Annotated in this window: 13 protein-coding genes and 6 pseudogenes; 7 read left to right on the forward strand and 12 right to left on the reverse strand. The window is 55.1% G+C overall.

Going from position 1 to position 19312, the window contains the following annotated elements:
• Positions 1 to 228: 228 nt before the first annotated feature.
• The 4 genes and pseudogenes from G6R15_RS12095 to G6R15_RS12115 form a co-directional block, all read right to left on the reverse strand.
• Positions 229 to 1054, reverse strand: a pseudogene (locus G6R15_RS12095) (ABC transporter substrate-binding protein); the annotation flags it as partial.
• A pseudogene (locus G6R15_RS22910) lies at positions 1054 to 1971 on the reverse strand (IS110 family transposase); the annotation flags it as partial. The pseudogenes G6R15_RS22910 and G6R15_RS12095, both read right to left, overlap by 1 nt.
• A gap of 383 nt (positions 1972 to 2354) precedes the next feature.
• A complete protein-coding gene (locus G6R15_RS23115; RefSeq protein WP_373456012.1) occupies positions 2355 to 2591 on the reverse strand; it encodes a helix-turn-helix domain-containing protein in 237 nt (78 codons plus the stop codon).
• 292 nt (positions 2592 to 2883) lie between these two features.
• The gene (locus G6R15_RS12115) at positions 2884 to 4953 is read right to left on the reverse strand and encodes an FAD-dependent oxidoreductase (RefSeq protein WP_164660091.1); all 2070 of its coding nucleotides are present in this window, start codon (positions 4951 to 4953) and stop codon (positions 2884 to 2886) included.
• 185 nt (positions 4954 to 5138) lie between these two features.
• Between G6R15_RS12115 and G6R15_RS12120 the strand changes: the two genes are divergently transcribed.
• The 6 genes and pseudogenes from G6R15_RS12120 to argE all read left to right on the forward strand — a co-directional run bounded on the left by G6R15_RS12120 (position 5139) and on the right by argE (position 11198).
• Entirely contained in the window at positions 5139 to 5915 is a 777-nt protein-coding gene (locus G6R15_RS12120; RefSeq protein WP_240336744.1) for a helix-turn-helix transcriptional regulator, read from the forward strand.
• A 321-nt stretch (positions 5916 to 6236) separates the two neighbouring features.
• Positions 6237 to 7514: an NAD(P)/FAD-dependent oxidoreductase gene (locus tag G6R15_RS12125; protein WP_164660093.1), complete on the forward strand. Its 1278-nt coding sequence runs from the start codon at positions 6237 to 6239 to the stop codon at positions 7512 to 7514.
• 17 nt (positions 7515 to 7531) lie between these two features.
• Positions 7532 to 7948 (forward strand): RidA family protein, encoded by a 417-nt coding sequence (locus G6R15_RS12130; protein ID WP_164660094.1) that lies wholly within the window; start codon positions 7532 to 7534, stop codon positions 7946 to 7948.
• 91 nt (positions 7949 to 8039) lie between these two features.
• Positions 8040 to 8903: pseudogene (locus tag G6R15_RS12135) on the forward strand (aldehyde dehydrogenase family protein).
• 24 nt (positions 8904 to 8927) lie between these two features.
• Positions 8928 to 9866, forward strand: a complete 939-nt coding sequence (locus tag G6R15_RS12140; RefSeq protein ID WP_164660095.1) for a LysR substrate-binding domain-containing protein — start codon at positions 8928 to 8930, stop codon at positions 9864 to 9866.
• Between the two features lie 183 nt (positions 9867 to 10049).
• The gene (gene argE, locus G6R15_RS12145) at positions 10050 to 11198 is read left to right on the forward strand and encodes an acetylornithine deacetylase (RefSeq protein WP_164660096.1); all 1149 of its coding nucleotides are present in this window, start codon (positions 10050 to 10052) and stop codon (positions 11196 to 11198) included.
• A 109-nt stretch (positions 11199 to 11307) separates the two neighbouring features.
• On the opposite strand, the pseudogene G6R15_RS12150 reads toward argE, so the two are convergent.
• The 7 genes and pseudogenes from G6R15_RS12150 to G6R15_RS12180 form a co-directional block, all read right to left on the reverse strand.
• Positions 11308 to 12062 (reverse strand): annotated as a pseudogene (locus tag G6R15_RS12150) (extracellular solute-binding protein).
• Between the two features lie 21 nt (positions 12063 to 12083).
• A pseudogene (locus tag G6R15_RS12155) lies at positions 12084 to 12892 on the reverse strand (ABC transporter permease).
• Positions 12893 to 12895: 3 nt separating this feature from the next.
• Positions 12896 to 13825 (reverse strand): annotated as a pseudogene (locus G6R15_RS12160) (ABC transporter permease).
• Positions 13825 to 14364: a TOBE domain-containing protein gene (locus tag G6R15_RS12165; RefSeq protein ID WP_373456013.1), complete on the reverse strand. Its 540-nt coding sequence runs from the start codon at positions 14362 to 14364 to the stop codon at positions 13825 to 13827. Before G6R15_RS12165 ends, G6R15_RS12160 begins: the two are co-directional and overlap by 1 nt.
• 652 nt (positions 14365 to 15016) lie before the next feature.
• Positions 15017 to 15790 (reverse strand): alpha/beta fold hydrolase, encoded by a 774-nt coding sequence (locus G6R15_RS12170; protein ID WP_164660097.1) that lies wholly within the window; start codon positions 15788 to 15790, stop codon positions 15017 to 15019.
• 9 nt (positions 15791 to 15799) lie between these two features.
• Positions 15800 to 16027 (reverse strand): 2-hydroxymuconate tautomerase, encoded by a 228-nt coding sequence (locus G6R15_RS12175; protein WP_164660098.1) that lies wholly within the window; start codon positions 16025 to 16027, stop codon positions 15800 to 15802.
• Positions 16024 to 17064, reverse strand: coding sequence for an LLM class flavin-dependent oxidoreductase (locus tag G6R15_RS12180; RefSeq protein WP_164660099.1), 1041 nt, complete (start codon positions 17062 to 17064; stop codon positions 16024 to 16026). Before G6R15_RS12180 ends, G6R15_RS12175 begins: the two co-directional genes overlap by 4 nt.
• A gap of 98 nt (positions 17065 to 17162) precedes the next feature.
• On the opposite strand from G6R15_RS12180, the gene G6R15_RS12185 reads away from it, so the two are divergent.
• Positions 17163 to 18008 (forward strand): LysR family transcriptional regulator, encoded by an 846-nt coding sequence (locus tag G6R15_RS12185; protein ID WP_164660100.1) that lies wholly within the window; start codon positions 17163 to 17165, stop codon positions 18006 to 18008.
• A gap of 69 nt (positions 18009 to 18077) precedes the next feature.
• On the opposite strand, the gene nqrF is transcribed toward G6R15_RS12185, so the two are convergent.
• Positions 18078 to 19301, reverse strand: a complete 1224-nt coding sequence (nqrF, locus tag G6R15_RS12190) for an NADH:ubiquinone reductase (Na(+)-transporting) subunit F (RefSeq protein WP_164660101.1) — start codon at positions 19299 to 19301, stop codon at positions 18078 to 18080.
• Positions 19302 to 19312 lie beyond the last annotated feature (11 nt).

Raw genomic sequence — 19312 nt, forward strand, 5'->3', positions numbered from 1 at the left:
GTCAGGATGAATTCCGAACCGAAACGACGAGGGACAGCGCTACCGGATGGCACGCCCTAACCTACGGCGCGTAAAGCGGCGATTCAAGCGCTATGCAGCCGAGACGCGCACCTGAACGTGCGGTGCGCGCGACGAAGCCGTCAATTGTCACAGGACCGCAATCCCTGCCTTATATGCCGGTCGGCGAAAGGCAGGGTTGGCATTCTCTGTCGACTACGTAGATGCTTGTTACAGCCAACCCATTTTATAGTGGTGGTGGTCAAACGTCAGGTGTTGTCCGCAGCCCGCCAGACCGGAGCGATGTTGGCGATAGAGCGTCCTGAATCAGTTTCTGGATTTTTGCCATGACCTCACGTCGCTGATCCACATCAGCGATCGCAAGCGCGTCATCCAGCAATGCGTCGAATTCTGCATTATCCCACCCGAACTCATTCCAGGCCTCGCCTGAGCGGTAAGCGACGTTCAGGATCTGAACCGCCAGGGCTCGGTGGTTCCAGTTAGTTGCCGAGAATGGGTATTTGGTCCAGTCATTTCAGAAGGTGGAGCCCGGCAAGACCGTGCGCTTCACTTTGAACCCGGCGTCACGCATTTGGGCGGCCACTGCGTCGCAGGTATTCTTGCGCCAATCATCGTCAATCGAGATCAGTTCGTGTTCGAAATCACCCATCCCGGCTTCGTCCATCAGCTCTTTGGCTTTGGCCGGGTTGAATTCTAGTGGCAGCAGTTCAGCATAGGCCGGATGCACCGGTGCGACGTGATGATTTTCGGCAGGCGCTCCAAGGTTATTGTAACCCAGTTCAAGGCAGATAGCATTGTCCACTGCCAAGGCCAGAGCGCGGCGCACCCGGACGTCCGCATAGGGACGTTTGCCATCAACTTCGGCCAGCTGATTGGGGCGAATCACCAGTGTTGAGGCGGTAACCACTTCGGATTTTTCCAGCCCCAGATCGTCGAGGATGGCTATGTATTCACCTACGGATTCATGCAGCATATCGACTTCTTCAGCGTCGATAGCGGCAAGCCAGGCTGAAGGGTCAGTTCCAAAATCCAGATACGTTCCAACATCTGTTCCAGCCATGATCCCTTCGGTGCGCCGTTTTTCAAAGCCCATCGAACCCGTGTCATGGCACCGATAATCAACAGCCGCCGGATGTCGCGTTGGCCCATTTTGGATGTGCGCCCCAGAATCTGCCTACCACCCGTCGAGTGTTGGACAGGCACCAACCCCAGCCATGCAGCAAAGTCGCGGCCACGCCTGAAACCCGCATAGTCCGGCGCAAAGGCTTTAAGCGCCATCGCAGTAACGGGGCCTACACCAGGCGCTGTCTGAAGCCGAACCGTTTCAGGGTCGGTCTTTGCCGCTTCTTTCAGGTCTGCCTGTATCTCGGCAATCTTTTCGTTCAGTATATCGAGTTGTTCGAGATGCGTTCGGCAACATTCGATTACCAGTGTTGGCAGGCCGTTGTCTGGTGCTTCGATCTGCTCCACAAGTTTCTTCACAAAGAGGCGGCCTGCAGGGGCGATGATCCCGTATTCCATCAGATGCCCGCGCAACGCGTTTATGATCGCATTGCGTTGACGCACCAAAAGATCGCGTGTCTTGAAGACCATCGACCGAGACTGTTGTTCTGCTGATTTGACAGGGACAAACTGCATGGTCGGGCGCATCGCAGCTTCGGCAATGGCCTCTGCATCGTTGGCATCATTCTTCTGCCGTTTGACAAAGGGCTTCACATAGATCGGTGGGATCAGGCGGACATCATGGCCCAGTTTGGTGATCTCACGCCCCCAGTAATGCGACGACGCGCAGGCTTCCATGGCAACAAGGCAAGGGGGCAGGGCCTCTAAGAACTTCAGCATCTGCGCACGAGACAATTTCTTACGGAATACAGGCACGCCAGACGCCGTCGCGCCGTGAAGCTGAAAAACTGATTTTGCCAAGTCGATACCAACGACTGTAACCTCTTCCATGGATACCTCTTCCATTCTGGTGCTTTGAACATCACCATATTGGCACATTGCGATGCCGTTGCGGGGTGAGGTATCCACACCATCAGTGGTCGAACTGGCGGCGGTGCGCCGCGTCGTTGGGACGGAACAGGATACTGACATCTCGGTGGAGTTTGGGTTCTCTGGGTCCTTTTGTGCGACGGGGCCGTCTGGCGACACGGTGCGTCGGAAGGTGCCCCCACAGATCTTTGCGCTGTCCTTCTTTGGAATAAATGTAGCGGTAGATCGTTTCCCGGCAAACCCTGAGCGAGCATGGTCGAGGGTCATGCGGTTGCCGATTTGTTCAGGCGTACAGCCATTCTTCAATCGCTCGATTACACGCTTGGCCAGCTTGGGGTGTTTGATCAACTTACGTTTTGCACGCGGCGATCCGCCGTCATCAACTGCGCCGCTGCTCCATAATAGCCATAGCCTTTGGGCATGTTCTCGTCAGTGAAATAATTGCGCTTCAGCTCCCGAATTTTTGTCGGTCTACAGCGTTTCAACACGCGCGCCATCTCATCAACAGGGACCTTCGCGTGTCTCCAGCGTTCAATCCTACGTCGTTCTGTAATACTCAGTTGCCTGTAAACGGCTCCCATACCGATGGCTCTCGTCAGATACCATATTGTTTTATGACAAGAGTCGCAGTTGGAGGTCGCGCGCTCCGCCGCACAGGAGCGCTAGGTGTAATCTTGATTATGGTAAAGAATGATGTGCGCACCTTTTACACAGGCGTACAAAGTCACTTCAATGACCCTAAACGCGAGTTTGCTCTGGCGATGCCGTGACGCGCGCTTTGCAAAAGGCATCGGAAACTCTGTTCGATTTATCCAGTCGAGCCGGCCGCGTCGTACTTAGCGAAGCGACCCATTATGTGCCTGCACGTCAATGTCAGTCGATGACCAATTCCGTGATTTCCCGACGGAACGGCAGAGCATCCCCCAATTCAGCCTGATCCAGTTCTCGTGCAAAACGGTGCCCCGCATAGGTCGCCCAGGCAATCGGGCCAGGAGCATTGGCATCACCGATCAGTTTGACCGATCTGATGCCTGCATCTGCCCACTCGGCCTGTTTCATCTGCAATGCACCGTAGACTGCATTGTTTTCCTGCCTTGAGGCAACAACAACTACGGCATCGGATTCAATCTTCCAGGTGCGATCAGTGTACACACAGTTCGATACAACATGATCCGCGTGGATCTCGCGCACGCCCTGATTGAGAACGATTTGAACGCCCGCCTCGATCAAACGTGGATGGATCGCGATTTGTTCAAGTGTATTGTTTGTCCAGTCACTCACAAACGCAGACGGGGTCACTAAGGTCACCTGGGCACCGTTCTTGGCCAATAGTTCTGCCAAGACCCCGCCCATGTAGTAGTGGTCATCATCATAAACCACCACACGGCCTGTGGGGATGGTGCCATCCATCAAATCATCCGGGGTGTAGATCCTTGCGTCGTCCGCAATCGGCATCGGAACGACGTGCTGACGCGCAACACCATCACGGCGCCAGGTCGCACCCGTCGCAATGCACACGTTTTCGAACCCAAACTCGATAATGCTTTCAGCGTCCAGTTCGCTTTCACGATAAATCTCGACGTTCGGGCGCTGTTGCAGCTGGTACTCACGATAATCGACAACCCGACCCCAGGCGCTGAGCCCTGGTAAGGCGCGTTCACGAGTGACACGACCACCGATGACATCTTTTGCCTCTGCCACAGCCACGTCATAACCCCGACGGCTGAGAGCCCAGGCGGCCTCAAGGCCCGCAGGACCCGATCCAACGACCAGAACATTCGAGCTGTCGCCCTTTTCGTTCATCTTTTCTGGATGCCAGCCTTTGCGCCATTCTTCCATGAAGGTGGGGTTCTGTGTGCAACGGCTGATCGACATAGTCATGTCACCGGTGATGCAGATGTTACAGCCGATACATTCGCGGATGTCGTCGATATGCCCTTGCTCGATCTTCTTGGGCAGGAACGGGTCGGCGATCGACGGGCGTGCGCAGCCGATAAAGTCGAGCGTGCCCGATCTTACCATTCGCGCCATAACATCTGGCGAAGTGAACCGCCCTACCCCAACAATGGGCTTGTCGGTCAATTCGTGAATGCCGCGCACCAACTGTTCTTGGGCCCCCTCTTCCTTGAACCGCGACGGGCCGGAACAATCCTCCCAGGTGCCTTGCGCCAAATCCCAGAGGTCAGGAAGGTCCTTGTTCATTTCGATGTAGTCACGCACCTCCGCGTTCGAAAACCCCAACTCACCGATGGTTTCGTCCAGGCTGACGCGCAGCGTGATGGCCATCGTATCGCCGACGGCGTCGCGCATGTCTGCAATGACCTCTTGGCTGAAACGGGCACGGTTCTCCAGACTTCCGCCATATTCATCCCCGCGCTGGTTGGTGGCACAGCTCAGGAAATGCTGGAAAATGCCAAAACCATGCGCTCCGTACAAACAAATCAGGTCAAATCCGGCCTCTTTCGAACGTTTGGCCGCGTTCACAAACCAACGGCGCAGATCCTTGATGTCCTGCTTGTCAAGCGCCCGGGCTTGTACCGGGTCGTTGGTGAATGTCCGAATTGGCAAGGCAGAAGGCGCCAAAGGTACTTCTTTGCTGTACAGGTTCGGGCCGTTGATGCCAGAATACGCCAACTGGATACCCGCTAAGGCACCATGTTCCTTCATTCTTTCCGACATTTTGCGCAGCTGAGGGATATCCTTGTCTTCCCACAAACGCAGCTCGATAAACGGTGTTATTTCCGAGGTGTGGTGCATCTCACACTGTTCCGTAAAGATTACACCCCATCCACCTTCTGCTTTGATTCCACGCATGGCAGCGGCGGCTGACGGATCACGATATCCGCCACCATTGCAGTGGGGCACCTGATAAAACCGGTTTTTGGCAGTCAGAGGTCCGATCTTCATCGGCTCGAACAGAATATCATAGCGTGAATCGCGCATGCTGGATCTCCCTTGAGTATCTGGTGAGGCCTGCTCGATTGGTCGAACAATCCAGCCCGTCGATGCTGAGACATCGAGCTGGATTTATACCCCCATATTTGGGTAGTTATGATAAGCAGTGCTATTCAAGGGGGTATATACCTCCAGAGAGGTATGGCCCCATGCTACAACAGCAATCACCTGACATGCTTGCCCGTACAATTCTGGCGCTTGAAACAGCAGGTTTTGCCGAGGCCTTGCAAAGTTGGCTCGAACAGGTTTCGCAATTCAACAATATTACAATTCTTGCCTTCTTTGACACGCAGCAACCATCAGTCTTTCTGAGCCATGCCCATGAACGCCGCGTGTTCGAGCGTCTAGACAGCGACTATGTGAATGGGGCCTATCTTCTGGATCCTTTTTACGGATTGCACAAAAACAGAAAACCCGACGGATTGTACCGATTGGCTGATGTTGCGCCGGATCAATTCCAGCGTAACGAGTACTTCAGGTCGTATTATCAACGCACGACTTTAATTGATGAACTGGCGTTCTTTTCGTCCCCTGCCCCGGGCGTATCCATCACCGTCTGCATTGGCCGGGACGCGACCACCACAGCCCGATTTTCCACACGCGACCTGACGACGGCCCGAGACATCTCGCCAGTGGTTAACGCACTGGTTCGAAAGAATTGGCGCGGTATCGCGCCCGACGCCGACTCTATTCCCCATTCGGCGGCCGAGTCGCTACGTGCACGTTTGTCCGCAGAGAAAAAGATTAGCCTTAGCAAACGCCAAGCCGAGATCGCCTTTATGATCTTGCAGGGGCATTCCTCGATATCGATCGGACTGGTTCTTGGCATCAGCCCGCAAACCGTAAAAGTGATCCGCAAGCAATTGTACAAAAAGTGCCAGATATCGTCCCAAGGCGAACTCTACTATCTGATTGCGCCTTACTTGTCGAATACCCGCCAAGATCCCTGATCTTTGGAACGTTTCATGTTGAGTTAGTCAAAGCCTAACTAAAGGTAAGCCAGACAGTAATTTCGCTCGCCGTGGAGTTGTGAAATTTTGCCCTGCAAACGCACAACACCTGCCGCAGTGCTGCCGATTCACCTGTGGTCAGGGAATGAAAGGTTCAGGTTCGGGCCAACCAGATTGGTGCTCATTCTCAGCCTGATATTGGCCTTTGTTCAGGATCTGCCTTGTTGCCTGGGCCGCTTCTGAACAAAGGCCCCGGCGGGACTGTTGGGTACGCCAGAAATGGCCTGCACGGTCTGACCGAACACTGAAAGGAAGCCGAAGATGACATTGGAGAAGACGGATACGCTGATTGTCGGTGGCGGGCAGGCAGGCATCGCCCTGAGCGAGCATCTGGGACATCAAAACGTTCCGCATTTGGTGCTCGAAAAGAACCGCACGGCCGAAGCCTGGCGAACCGGGCGTTGGGATGCGTTGGTCGCCAATGGCCCGGCTTGGCATGACCGGTTCCCCAATCTTGAGTTCAAAAACGACGACCCGGATGCTTTTGTGTCCAAAGATGGGATGGCTGAATACCTGGTTGAATATGCCGAAATGATCAAAGCCCCAATTCGTGAAGGCGTAGAAGTCTTCAAAGCCGAACGTCTGTCCGGCCAAGGCGGGTTTAGAGTCCAGACCTCGGCCGGAGAAATCGAGGCAAAACGCATCGTTGCGGCAACCGGCGCTTTTCAGCATCCCGCTGTTCCTCAGATTGTTCCTGAAAACGCCGGGGTCGAGCAACAGCATTCGTTTTACTACAAAAATCCCGATCAGCTGGCGGAAGGTGCCGTTCTGGTCGTCGGCGCGGGATCGTCAGGCGCCCAGATCGCCGATGAACTGAACCGCGCGGGACGCAAGGTATTACTTTCGGTCGGCCCTCATGATCGACCTCCGCGTCGTTACCGTGGGCGCGATTTTGTCTGGTGGTTGGGTGTTTTGGGCCTGTGGGACATGGCCGCACCGCGTCCAGGCACCGAACATGTAACCATTTCGGTCAGCGGTGCTTATGGCGGCCGCACCATGGATTTCCGCCGCCTTGCCGGCGAAGGCGTAACACTGGTCGGGCTGACCCACGCATTCAACGATGGAACGTTGTCCTTTGCCGACGATCTGCGTGACAATGTTACCGCTGGCGATGCTGACTATCTCAACATGTTGGACGCCGCTGACGCCTATGTGACGCGGACCGGCCTGAACCTGCCCGAAGAGCCCGAGGCGCGCCGATCTTGGCCCGAGCCTGATTGCCTGACTAATCCGCTGCGATCGATCGACCTCGCCAAAGAAGGCATCGCGACGATCATCTGGGCCACAGGTTTCCGCCAGGATTTCAGCTGGATCAAGGCCGCCGCCTTTGACAAAAAGGGGGCTCCGATCCATCAACGCGGTGTTTCAGTGCAACCGGATATCTATTTCCTCGGGCTGCCCTGGCAGTCGCGCCGTGGCTCGACCTTCCTTTGGGGGGTGTGGCACGACGCGAAATACATTGCTGACCAGATCGCAATTCAACGGGCCTACGCCGAATACGACGGCAATGCGGCCATCGTTGCTCCCGCTGCAGAGTAAGAAAACAGGACGTCGAAATGACCCATACACGCATCCGCAAATTCAATACCTCGGACACTTACCCCGAGCAAAAGTTGGACAACGACCTGTGCCAGGCTGTTGTCACCCAAGGTGGCAAAACGGTTTACTTGCGCGGTCAGTGTCCGCAGAATCTGGATGACGCGGTCAACATCGACAGCCATGATCCCGTAGAACAGACCCACAAAGTGATGCAGAACATTCGCCAGCTGATCGAAGAGGCTGGCGGTGACATGAGCCATCTGGTCAAGGTCGTCGTCTATATCACCGACGTGCGCCACCGCGAGGCGGTCTATCGTACGATGGGCGAATACATCAAAGGCGTGCATCCGGTATCCACAGGGTTGGTGGTTCAGGCGCTGGCACGTCCCGATTGGTTGGTCGAAATCGACGGGACAGCAGTCATTCCCGATTGATCGACGTTTCGGTTGAATCGCGACGGGGTCGCACCTTCCTTTCCTCTTTTGACGCGACCCGGTTTCGTTTGTTCCCCTAGGAAAAGCGAGTATCCCGGACGGGGTGTTCAATGTGGTCCCGGGCTATAGCGTCTTCGCAGGCAAGGCTTTGGGCCTGCACATGGACGTCGATTGCCTTGCGTTCACCGGGTCGCCCGCGACCGGGAAGATGTTCATGCAGTTTTCCGGTCAGTCCAACTTGAAACCGATCTGGCCCGAAACAGGCGGCAAAAGCCCCGACTTGGTCTTTGCCGATTGCGAAGTTCTGGATGCCGCCGCGGATATGGCCGCTTTCGACATCTTCTACAATCAGGGTCAAATCTGTTCGGCCAATTCCTGACTTTATGTCGAACGCTCGATCAGGGACGCGCTGGTTAAAAAACTGATTTCGCGGACTCAGGCGGTCGTCCCTGGCGACCCGCTAAATCCAGCCTCGACCATGGGTGCAATGGTCGACGACAAACAAGCACAAGGCATCATGGGCTTTGTCGTTGAGGGGCGAATAAGGGCCAATCTTGTTGCGGGCGTCAAGCGCGTGACCGTGGATGGCAAAGAATGCTTCGTACAACCCACAATCTTTGATGATGTGGCGCATGACAGTTCGCTGGCCCAAGACGAGATATTTGGCCCGGTCCTTTCGGTCATCGCTTTCGCCGCCGAAACCGAAGCTGTCACAATGGCAAACGATACGATCTACGGTTTTGCTGCATCGGCCTGGGCCGACAACCTGCCCTCTGCGTTACGGGCTTCAGACGCGATCCACACTAGCACCGTTTCGGTCAACACGGTTGATGCGCTGTCGGCTCTGACTCCGTTCGGGGGCATGAAGCAGTCGGGTTTTGGAAGAGATTTGTCATTGCATTCCCTTGAGAAGTATACTGCTTTGAAAATAATCTGGATCAAGTACAAGGCTTGAACCACGAAGTTCAGGGGTAAGTCTTTGCCTTTCCGGTACACACTGCGTCAACTCGAGTACTTCGTTGCTGTGGGGAAGGCGGGCAGTATCTCGGCCGCGAGCGAGGTTCTCAACGTATCGTCCCCGTCAATCTCGGCTGCGATCAACCAACTTGAGGCCGAGTTTGGCCTGAACTTGTTTATTCGAGAGCATGCCCGAGGGCTGTCTTTGACCAAGGCAGGTCATAGAATCCTTGATCGAACGGAGTTCGTTTTGAAAGAAGCGGAGCTTCTGGCCACGTTGGCCGGTGAGATCACAGGGAATGTTCAGGGGATTCTGTCTGTGGGGTGTCTCGTCACCTTTGCGCAAATTGTGTTGCCTGGATTGCGCCGTAGTTTCGAAGATCACTACCCGGCTGTTCGCATCGAACAGCGTGAACTTAATCAGGCCGACATTTTCAGCCAGTTGCGGCGCGCCGAATTGGACACAGCACTGACATATGATCTTGATATTCCTGCAGACCTCGACTTTCTGCCGCTTCTGGATTTACCACCCTACGTTGTTCTGAACGAACATCATCCGTTGGCACATCGGGACTCGCTGGCCATCGATGATCTCAAAGGCCTGCCCATGGTGCTTTTGGATCTGCCCTATAGCAGCGACTATTTTCTGTCCTTTTTCCGGGCGGCTGACATCAAACCGAATGTCGCAGAGCGCACGAATGACATGTCGGTGATGCGCAGTATGGTGGCGAATGGGTTTGGATTTTCGATCGCCAATGTAAGGCCTTTGAACAATTTGTCACCAGACGGAAAAAAGCTGCTCTTTGTTCCCCTGAGCGGCGATGTCAGGCCTATGAAGTTTGGGCTGCTGAAGGCCAAGATCGAAAACGAAACCAACACCATGGCGGCCTTTATCAAGCACTGCAAAACCACGGTCGAAAATGGAAACCTTCCGTTTCTACAGAACACGCTGGCAGATTAGAAAATGCTTGACCAAATACGGGTTTCCCTAACCCATGGTTTAGGGAAACAAGATTTAAGTCCGCTGAAAACACAGTAAGCTAGCAGGCAAAATCGGCGTTATTGCCTGGTCTTTGATGGGCGCTGACATGTCCCAACTGCGCTTGGGATGGCAAACAACTGAATTGGGGCTGGTCGTATTACCATGACAACAACACTGGACCTTCTGGACAGGCTGATCTCCTTCGACACGGTCAGCAAAAACTCGAACCTTGAATTGGCCAGCTTTGTCGAAAGCCATCTGAAGACGCACGGTTTTACGGTACACCGCATCACTGACCCGGCCGGAAACAAAACAGGCCTATATGCAGAAAAAGGCCCCCAGGGCAAAGGCGTGCTGTTGTCGGCCCACACAGACGTTGTGCCCACCGAGGGTCAGAGCTGGACCAAAGATCCATTTCGCCTGACCCGTGAAAGCAATCGCCTGTATGGTCGCGGGACGACAGACATGAAGGGATATGTGGCTTCGGTGCTGTCGCTGGCGCAACGTGCGGACGCGTCATCATTGCGCGAACCGGTCAAGATTGTGCTCTCATATGACGAAGAGGTCGGGTGCATCGGCATCCAGCAAATGTTGGGCAGGCTTGCACCGATGCTGGGACAACCGCGGGCTTGCTTTGTCGGTGAACCAACCGAGATGCAGGTAGCTATCGGACACAAAGGAAAAGCTGCGCTGCGAGCGGTCTGCCATGGGGAAAATGGGCACTCGGCACTGGCGCCCAACTTTGTGAACGCATTGCATTTGGCCACCGACTTTGTGTCGGAACTGCGTCGGTTGCAAAAGGCTTTTGCAACAAATGGCCACTCTGATCCTGCATATTCCATTCCCTACACCACTTTGCATGTAGGTATGTTGTCAGGTGGACAGGCGCTCAACATCGTGCCGGATCGGGCCGAGCTGACGTTTGAGTATCGTCATTTGGCGTCGGATCTTGGCCGGGACATTCTTGCGCAGATCCAAGCCGCTGCCGCGCGTGTAGGCGCATCTTATCGATCACGATGCGCCGAAGCGCGGGTCGAGATCGAACAATACAACGCCTATCCAGGGCTGGACATCTCGACAACGGATTCTGTCATTCCATATGCTCAGAAGTTGGCAAAAAGCAACGGAACCACCAAAGTAGCCTTTGGTACCGAAGCAGGTTATTTCAGCGAATTGGGTATTCCAACCGTCGTGTGCGGGCCCGGCTCTATGGAGGGACAGGGGCATAAGCCAGATGAGTATCTGGAGATGGAACAACTGACTGCTTGCGATGCAATGATGGACCGTATCCTCCAAGACCTGAGCCGATAACGTCATGGGACAAGAGGGGATTAGCCACAGTCGGCAATGCTCATATTCTATCAGAAAATCCGGGCAGCGTGACTGCCCGGGCTGACATTTTTCCTTTCTTGACCAAAAGTTACTTTTTCAGATTGGTCCAGATCTGGTCGTAAACCGCTTGCACCTCTTGCGAGCACACCTCGATAAAGACGCCGGGCCCAACTTTGTCGTGCGGGTTTTTTTCTGGCTACGTGGCCAGGTCCGGGTCCAAGAATTCCTCAACCCCGGTGACACCTGCGTTGTAGCGGGCATAATTGGTCACGGCGGAGATGTTTTCCGGTTCCAACAGGAAGTCCATGTGCAGCGCGGCCAGGGCCATAACCTCACCTTGGCTATCTAGCATGTTGATACGGCCCTGCAGCTCGGCGGGCGGATTGAACAAGATGTCCGTGGTTTGGATGTCGCCGGAGAATAGACATCACGGTTCACCGCAAAACTGGTCGAGCCCCACTGATACGGGATCGAATGCTTGCGACCGGGGTCAAAAGTGGGGTCTGACCATTCAGGTGCAATATTGCCTTTGTTCTTCAGTTCGCCATCGGCGATTGTATCTAGCATCCCCTCGCCCGCCATGATCGAAACCATATAGTCACCGGGAACCGAGACATCATACGTCCTGATCCCGCCTGCTTTCAGCGAGGCCAGCATGGATTCATTTGAATCAAATGTATCCATGGTCACGGTGATGCCGGTTTCGGCGGTGAACTTCTCTAGCAATTCTTGCGGTATGTATTCGAACCAGTGGTACAAGACCAGTTCGCCTTCGGCCGCGGCTGCGTTGGCGCCAAGCACCAGGGCCATGACAGCAGCGCTGTTCTTCATGAAGGTATTCATCATTCTCTCCATCTGTTGGTTTTACTTGGTGTTGTCTGCTTTGCTGACGAAATAGCTGATCGTGACCATGACGACGGAAACGCTCAGCAACATTGTGGAAATCGCCATGATATTGGGCTTGATAACCTGCTTGACCGAGCCAAAGATTGCTGTCGGCAGGGTCTCGACTCCGGCACCTTTGACGAAGTTTGTGATGATGAAGTCATCCAGGCTGACGATGAAGGCCAGCAAAAACCCCGAGATGATGCCCGGCATCATCAGTGGTAACAGGATCTTGGTAAAAGCCTGCCGCTTGGTTGCATACAGATCCTGTGCTGCCTGCTCAAAGGTGTCTTCGATCCCGTGCATCGGGCTGAAATCGGCAAGTAGGCAAAGGGAATGCAGAACGCGATATGCGCCAGCAGGATTGTCATGATACCGCGGTCAAACCCGATCGAATTGAAGAAGATCAGAGTAGCAACGGCAGTCACGATTTCGGGCACCATCAGCGGCAGGTTGATCAGGCCAAATGACACGGCGCGAAACTTGAACTTGCCACCCCGAACCATGCCGGTTGCCGCCAGAGTTGCGATAGTTGTCGATACAGTGGCAGCGACAATCGCGATGATGAAACTGTTCTTGGCCGCCTGCTTGAACTTGCTGCTTTCCGGGCCGGTAAACACATCAGCATACCACCGCAACGAAATTCCCTCCCAATTGGTCAGGGATTGCGACGCGTTGAAGCTGTAGAACGTCACAACGACCAGCGGGGCATAAATAACGACCAGACACAGCACGGTCATCGCTTTGAAACCGGGATAGGTTTTGATGTCGAATTGCTTGCTCGCCATGACTTATCCCTCCGCCTTTTCCGCTTTCGCCTGTTGCCGCGCAAACAGCATCAGCAGGATCAGAACCATCGTCAGCAGGATCATCGAGGCGGCGGCGCCGAACGGCCAATTGCCTGCGTTGCCTTTGAACTGTTCCTCAATCAATGAACCGATCATAAAGTTCTTGGCGCCGCCCAAGAGATCGGGCGCCAGGAACGAGCCCATGGATGGAACGAAGACCAGGATGCAGCCTGCAATGGCGCCTGGTTTGACTGCAGGCAACAGCACGCGGCGCAAGGTCGTCCACTAGCTCGCGTACAGGTCGGCTGCGGCCTCGGACAGGGTAAAGTTGTAACGCTCGACCGCCGCATAGATGGGCAGGACCATGAAAGGCAGATAGGAGTAGAACAGACCCAATTGCGCCGCAAAATTGGTGTTGACGATATGCAAGGGGCTGTCCATCAGACCGATATTGATCAGAAAGTCATTCAGCGGTCCCTGATCACGCAGCAAGAATTTCATTGAAACAGTCCTGATCAGCAGGTTCACCCAGTAAGGGATGGTGATCAGGAACACCCAAACGGGGCGCATATGTTCCGGCCGTGTGGCAATGAAATATGCGGTTGGGAACCCGATCACCAAGCTCAGGACCGTCGCCGCGCCTGCTTGCCAAATCGATCGCCAAAAGATCGCGATATATGTCCATTCGATTTTCGCCGGATCGTCTCCGAACAGGCCGCGATCAAAGAAGAACTGATCATAGGCCGCCAGGCTGAATTCCCAGATCACGCCGCCCCGGAATTCCTTGGTCAGGAACGAATAGATCAGCATCATGCACACTGGGGCCAGCACCAAAAAGCTCAGCGTGACCCAAGCTGGCAAAAGCAGCCATGTCCGGGCTTCTTTGTAGGTGTCGGTTGTTGCGCTGCCGCCGCTTACTGCACCTGTCGCCATCAGTCCACCAAGAGGCGTGCCGCCCCCAGCTCCATGTTGACGAACATCTCTGTGCCTGGTTCAAAAGTCCTCTTGTTGCCACGATCCGAATTTGACGTGCGGACAATAAAGTCCGGGCCGTCATCCAGTTTTACGATGGACGTGATGTCGGTTCCGACAAAGATGTTTTCCTTGACGCTGCCCTTTAGGCTTTGGCTCTCAACAGGTTTTTCGGACATGTAAAGCCGCTCGGGGCGGATCGGCATGTGAACGTTGGATCCGATGCTGACGCCGTCAACAGACACCCCAAAAAGGTTCGTTTCACCAATGAAGTCAGCAACGAACATGTTGCGCGAACGTTCGTAAATATCCGTCGGAGCACCAAGCTGCTGCAGCTCGCCTGCCGACATCACTGCAATCCGGTCAGACATGGTCAGAGCTTCTTCCTGATCGTGGGTGACAAAGATGAATGTGTTTCCCGTCTCGCGCTGCAAATGTTTCAATTCCAGCTGCATTGCCGCGACCAGAACCAGACCGGCCAGAGCACAGGCATACTCCATGACAATCCACCCAGGCACATTTTGGTGCCCACACACAGATCTCTTCGCCCGGTTCGAACCGGCTGAGCAGGGCGAGGGCAAGGCGTTCGGCTTCAGCCAACATCTGGGCAAAAGTCCAGGTCTCGCACTGCCTTCCATCGTCCAGTACCTCGATCATACATGGTCTTTTAGGCACTTCACCCGCGACCTCACGCAGCAAGTCGCCCAAGGTTTGCTCGATGATCTGTTCGTTGTCCTGAATTTGAAATTCGGCGCGAGTAAGCATGGGTGGCATCTATGTCCTCCCTGACCGTAGTGCGGATGCTAGGAAGGCAATAACCATTCTCAAAGTAGTTAGTGTACCAACATTGATTGTGATGTTACGCCAAAACAGACCAGATGGTCTGCAAGCTGACAACGCCAAGTGACCGACAGAGACACAAGGAATTGCTATCGAAACGACCGACCCCATTTTGCGCGATCATGTGGGACTAAGCGAGGTAGACACAGCACAAACCTATGCAGCAGGCCCTTTGCTGGTAAACCGTCCCGGATCGCAAATTTATCCGCTCTGGCGAGGGTACTTGCGAAAACTGATGGGACTGCGCCATTGATCGATCGGAATAGAGCGTGTTCGCTTCTGAACTTGCTGTTTCTGTTCTTGGGCTAGCCGTCAATGATCGAGAATGAACCGGATCAGATCGTCGGCCACCGCGTCGCCCGCTTCCAGCAGGATCGAGTGCCGCAGTCCTGGCAGGATCACCAACTCCGAGCTCGGTAGCGCCTTATCAATCAAGCGGTTGAGCCGTGGGTTGCAGCCCCCATCATTCTCTCCAGTCAGGACAAGCGAGGGTGCGGAAACTTGATGTAGCCAGGGTGCCATTTCGGTGCCGGCATAAATGCGAAAAACATTCAAGAAAACATCGGGATCCGTCTCTGTCACCTGTTTCAGCCGATTGCGCACCACGTCAGGATGAGAGCTCAGAAAGCCATCCGTAAACCACCGCGCGGTCAGCGTTTCCAACACTTGGGGGATACCCTTCTCTTCCATCGCGTGAACAACACCCCAGACCTTCGCGCTGTCATCTTTTGTCCGAAAGGCCGCTGTGGACAGCAGCCCCAAAGACAACACCCGATCAGGATATTTCAGCGCATAGGCCGGGCCGATCATGCCGCCCAGGGAATGCCCGGCGAAATGCGCCTGCTCATACCCGATGCGTGCGCACAAGGCCTCAAGATCGTTCACCAGCTCGTCCAGCCCAAACGCGCCGCCCGGCATGGGCGAGACCCCATGACCGCGCAGATCATATGTGATCACGGTGAAATGGCGGGTCAGCTTGGGCAACGCACGAGCCCACGTATTGCGCGCCGCGCCAATGCCATGAATTAGAAAGAGAGGCGGGCCATCGCCCTGCACCGTGTAGTCGCAGTCAATCACATCTGTCATAACCACCCCCTAATCCGGAAACCTGTCTGAACAAAGCTGCCCACCCGAACCCCAATTGCCTTTGTCGACGTCTGTGATCACCACATGGACGCCGTCAGGGTTACCGCCTGCGGCGTTCACAAAGGCATCCGTCAAGTCGCGAACAAGAGCACGCTTTTGCTCTTCACTGCGGCCGGTGAACATTTCAACGCGGATAATAGGCATGGTGGTTTTCCTTTTTCTTTTGAACGCCGTCATTCGGCAACTATCGCAGGGCGTCCGGTGAAATGGGGCATTACTTCTTCACCGAAACACTGGATCGCATCCAGCGTTTCTTGGGCGGGGCAGCCAAAATTGACGTTCAAGATAACCCGATCAATGCCCAGATCAGCGTAAGGTGAAAGCTTGTCGATGATCTCTTGCGGGGTGCCGATCAGCAGGCTTTCGGCCAGCTCCTCCATCGTCTGTTTGCGTGGCAGTTCCCGGATCATGCCGCCATCAACCAGACCTGGCCCGGTGAACACATTGTCAAACCGACCGTAATAGCGATGCGCTGCTTCGATCTTGGCCTGCCGGTCCGCATGTGATCGCGCGACAAATCCAACCCGAGACAGCGAGAGCGTTAGATCACGCCCCGCCTCTTCCATTTCGTCCTTGGCGCGGGTGAACCCGCCTACCTGATCCAGCAGCAGCTGGTGATTGCCCGCAAGCGGCGTCGTCTGAATGTGAAACCCGCGCTTGGTACAATTATAGATCCCGTCCGGGTTCATCACTGCCATCATCATCTGTGGCCCACCGGGGCGCAACGGGCGCGGCATGATGGTGATCGGCTCGAACTGATAGAACTCGCCATTCCAGCTCACGTCTTCGCCGTGGAGCAGCGCTTGCAGCACATCAAGCGATTCATTGAACCGAGCCTGCGTCTGATCCATGGGTACGCCAAGGCGCTCCATCTCGTACTTGAAGGCGCCGCGCCCGACACCCAGCATCAACCGCCCCTCGGTAAAGATATCGGCCACGACGACCTCTCCGGCGTAGGTGCGCATGTCGTGCAAAGGCAGCACCACGATCGACGTCATGATCTTGATGCGTTTGGTATGGGCCGCAAGCTTGACGGCAAATTGCAAGGGCGCGGGCATCATCAGGCAGTTGATCAAGTGATGTTCCGTGACAGACACCGCATCGAACCCCAACCGGTCAGCCAGCATCGCCTGCTCTAACATGTCCGCATAGACCCGATCCCCGCCATAGGATTTGTCGGGATAATCGGCTGACAACTGAATGCCAAAATCCATGTCCACACCCCCATTTTGCCCGAGGATGCCAGAGAACATTAAGCCAGGAAAACGAATTTATTCGTTTAGATAAATCATAATTTTTGTATTATCCGCGCATGAACATAACCACGATTCAGACCTTTCTTGCTGTTGTGCGCACCCGAAATCTGAACCGGGCGGCCGAAGAAATGCACATTACCCAATCCGCTGTGTCGGCCCGGCTGGACGGGTTGGAACAAGCGCTTGGGGCGCAGCTTCTGATCCGCTCGCGCAAGGGGGCAACGCTGACGAAAGAAGGGTTTGCCTTTCTCGAACAAGCCCGAGTGATCGCTCGAAGCTGGGACAATGCGCGCGCGCGGATCAGCCCGCCGCATGGAGTGACAACAGTTTTCAGCCTAGTGTGTGACCCCGGGTTATGGACAGGTCTGGGTCAAACCTGGACCAACAAGCTTTGCGCACGACACCCCGACATCGCGCTTGAGGTTTGGACAGCGCAATTGGGTGACGCGCAATCGTGGCTGCAAAGCGGGATGAGCGATGCCGCTTTGCTTACCGAACCCCTCACCGGCCCCAATTTGGATAGCCAATCTTTCGCCAAATGCGAGTTGATCCAAGTTTCAACCCGCCCACGAAAAGCGGTCGAATGGCACCCCGATTACATCTATGTCGACTACGGCGCTGCCTTTCGCGCACAACACGCGGAAACCTGGCCCAGTGACGAGACCGCCTCGGTCTCTTTTTCCAACCCGGACTGGGCCCTGTCGCATCTGCTGGCGCACGGCGGTTCCGCCTATCTGCCGGAACCGATGGTTACAAAGCTTTTGTTAAACGGCACGCTGCACCGGGTGGGAAACGCAATTCCGTTCCACAGGCACAGCCACCTGTCCTGGCGCACCGACAGAGAGGCCCGGTTCCCCTGGCTCGGAAGCGCTGTTGAGCCGACACGTCAATCCAAAGCATAGAAAACGGCGCTTCAGTTCTTAACCGAAGCGCCGTCCAATTCTGTCTTCTATCTGGTGCTCAGACTGAGGTTACCCGCCAAAGTCATCCAGCATGATGTCTTCGCGATCAACGCCCAGATCGAGCAGCATGTTAATCACGGACTGGTTCATGATCGGCGGGCCACACATGTAGTATTCGCAATCCTCAGGTGCCGGGTGGTTTTTGAGGTATTCGTCGAACAGAACATTGTGAATAAAGCCGGTGTAACCGCCCCAATCATCTTCGGGCAGCGCATCAGAAAGCGCCACATGCCAAGTGAAGTTTGGGAATTCCTTGGCCAGATCGTCAAAGTCCTCGACAAAGAACATCTCGCGCTTGGATCGCGCTCCGTACCAGAAGGTGATCTTGCGATCTTTGTTCTTCAGACGCTTGAGCTGATCAAAGATGTGGCTGCGCATGGGGGCCATGCCGGCACCGCCACCGATGAACACCATCTCTTTTTCCGTCTCGCGGGCAAAGAATTCACCAAACGGACCCGAGATCGTGACCTTGTCGCCCGGTTTCAGGTTGAAGATGTACGACGACATCTGACCTGCGGGAATGCCCTGCGAGCCCGGTGGCGGCGAAGCAACACGCACGTTGAGCATGATCATGCCCTTCTCGTCCGGGTAGTTGGCCATCGAATAGGCCCGTTCGATCGGTTCGGCAACAACGGATTCATACTGCCACAGATTGAACTTGTCCCAATCCTCGCGATACTCGTCTTCGACGTCGAATTCGGTGTACTTGAGCTGATGCGCGGGCGCTTCAATCTGGATGTAGCCACCGGCGCGGAAGTTCACATCCTCTCCCTCGGGCAAGTCCAGCGTCAGCGCCTTGATGAAGGTGGCGACGTTCTCGTTGGAACGCACTGTGCACTCCCACTTCTTGACGCCAAAAACCTCTTCGGGGACTTCCACTTCCATGTCCTGCTTGACCGCGACCTGACAGGACAGACGGTCGCCACAGGCGGCTTCACGCTTGGTGATGTGGCTTTCTTCGGTTGGTAGGATCGACCCGCCGCCCGCGTGGATTTTCACACGACACTGCGCGCAGGTGCCACCGCCGCCACAGGCCGACGGCACAAACAGCTTCTGCTCAGCCAGCGTTTGCAACAACTTGCCACCCGCCGGAACTGAAATGGTCTTTTCACCGTTGATGGTGATGTTGACGTTACCAGTCGACACCAGCCGTGAGCGTGCCGCCAGAATGATCGTGACAAGCGCCAGAACGATCAAGGTAAAGAGGATGATACCAAGGCCAAAAGTTTCCATCTATTCAGCCT

The organism is Tropicibacter sp. Alg240-R139 (assembly GCF_900537075.1).
In the GTDB taxonomy this organism is placed as follows: domain Bacteria; phylum Pseudomonadota; class Alphaproteobacteria; order Rhodobacterales; family Rhodobacteraceae; genus Falsiruegeria.

Excerpts from the sequence above, each read along its gene's own strand:
- G6R15_RS23115 (WP_373456012.1), bottom strand. The coding sequence starts at position 2,591 with ATGGGAGCCGTTTACAGGCAACTGAGTATTACAGAACGACGTAGGATT.
- G6R15_RS12115 (WP_164660091.1), bottom strand. The coding sequence starts at position 4,953 with ATGCGCGATTCACGCTATGATATTCTGTTCGAGCCGATGAAGATCGGA.
- G6R15_RS12120 (WP_240336744.1), top strand. The coding sequence starts at position 5,139 with ATGCTTGCCCGTACAATTCTGGCGCTTGAAACAGCAGGTTTTGCCGAG.
- G6R15_RS12125 (WP_164660093.1), top strand. The coding sequence starts at position 6,237 with ATGACATTGGAGAAGACGGATACGCTGATTGTCGGTGGCGGGCAGGCA.
- G6R15_RS12130 (WP_164660094.1), top strand. The coding sequence starts at position 7,532 with ATGACCCATACACGCATCCGCAAATTCAATACCTCGGACACTTACCCC.
- argE (WP_164660096.1), top strand. The coding sequence starts at position 10,050 with ATGACAACAACACTGGACCTTCTGGACAGGCTGATCTCCTTCGACACG.
- G6R15_RS12165 (WP_373456013.1), bottom strand. The coding sequence starts at position 14,364 with ATGGAGTATGCCTGTGCTCTGGCCGGTCTGGTTCTGGTCGCGGCAATG.
- G6R15_RS12170 (WP_164660097.1), bottom strand. The coding sequence starts at position 15,790 with ATGACAGATGTGATTGACTGCGACTACACGGTGCAGGGCGATGGCCCG.
- G6R15_RS12175 (WP_164660098.1), bottom strand. The coding sequence starts at position 16,027 with ATGACGGCGTTCAAAAGAAAAAGGAAAACCACCATGCCTATTATCCGC.
- G6R15_RS12180 (WP_164660099.1), bottom strand. The coding sequence starts at position 17,064 with ATGGATTTTGGCATTCAGTTGTCAGCCGATTATCCCGACAAATCCTAT.
- G6R15_RS12185 (WP_164660100.1), top strand. The coding sequence starts at position 17,163 with ATGAACATAACCACGATTCAGACCTTTCTTGCTGTTGTGCGCACCCGA.
- nqrF (WP_164660101.1), bottom strand. The coding sequence starts at position 19,301 with ATGGAAACTTTTGGCCTTGGTATCATCCTCTTTACCTTGATCGTTCTG.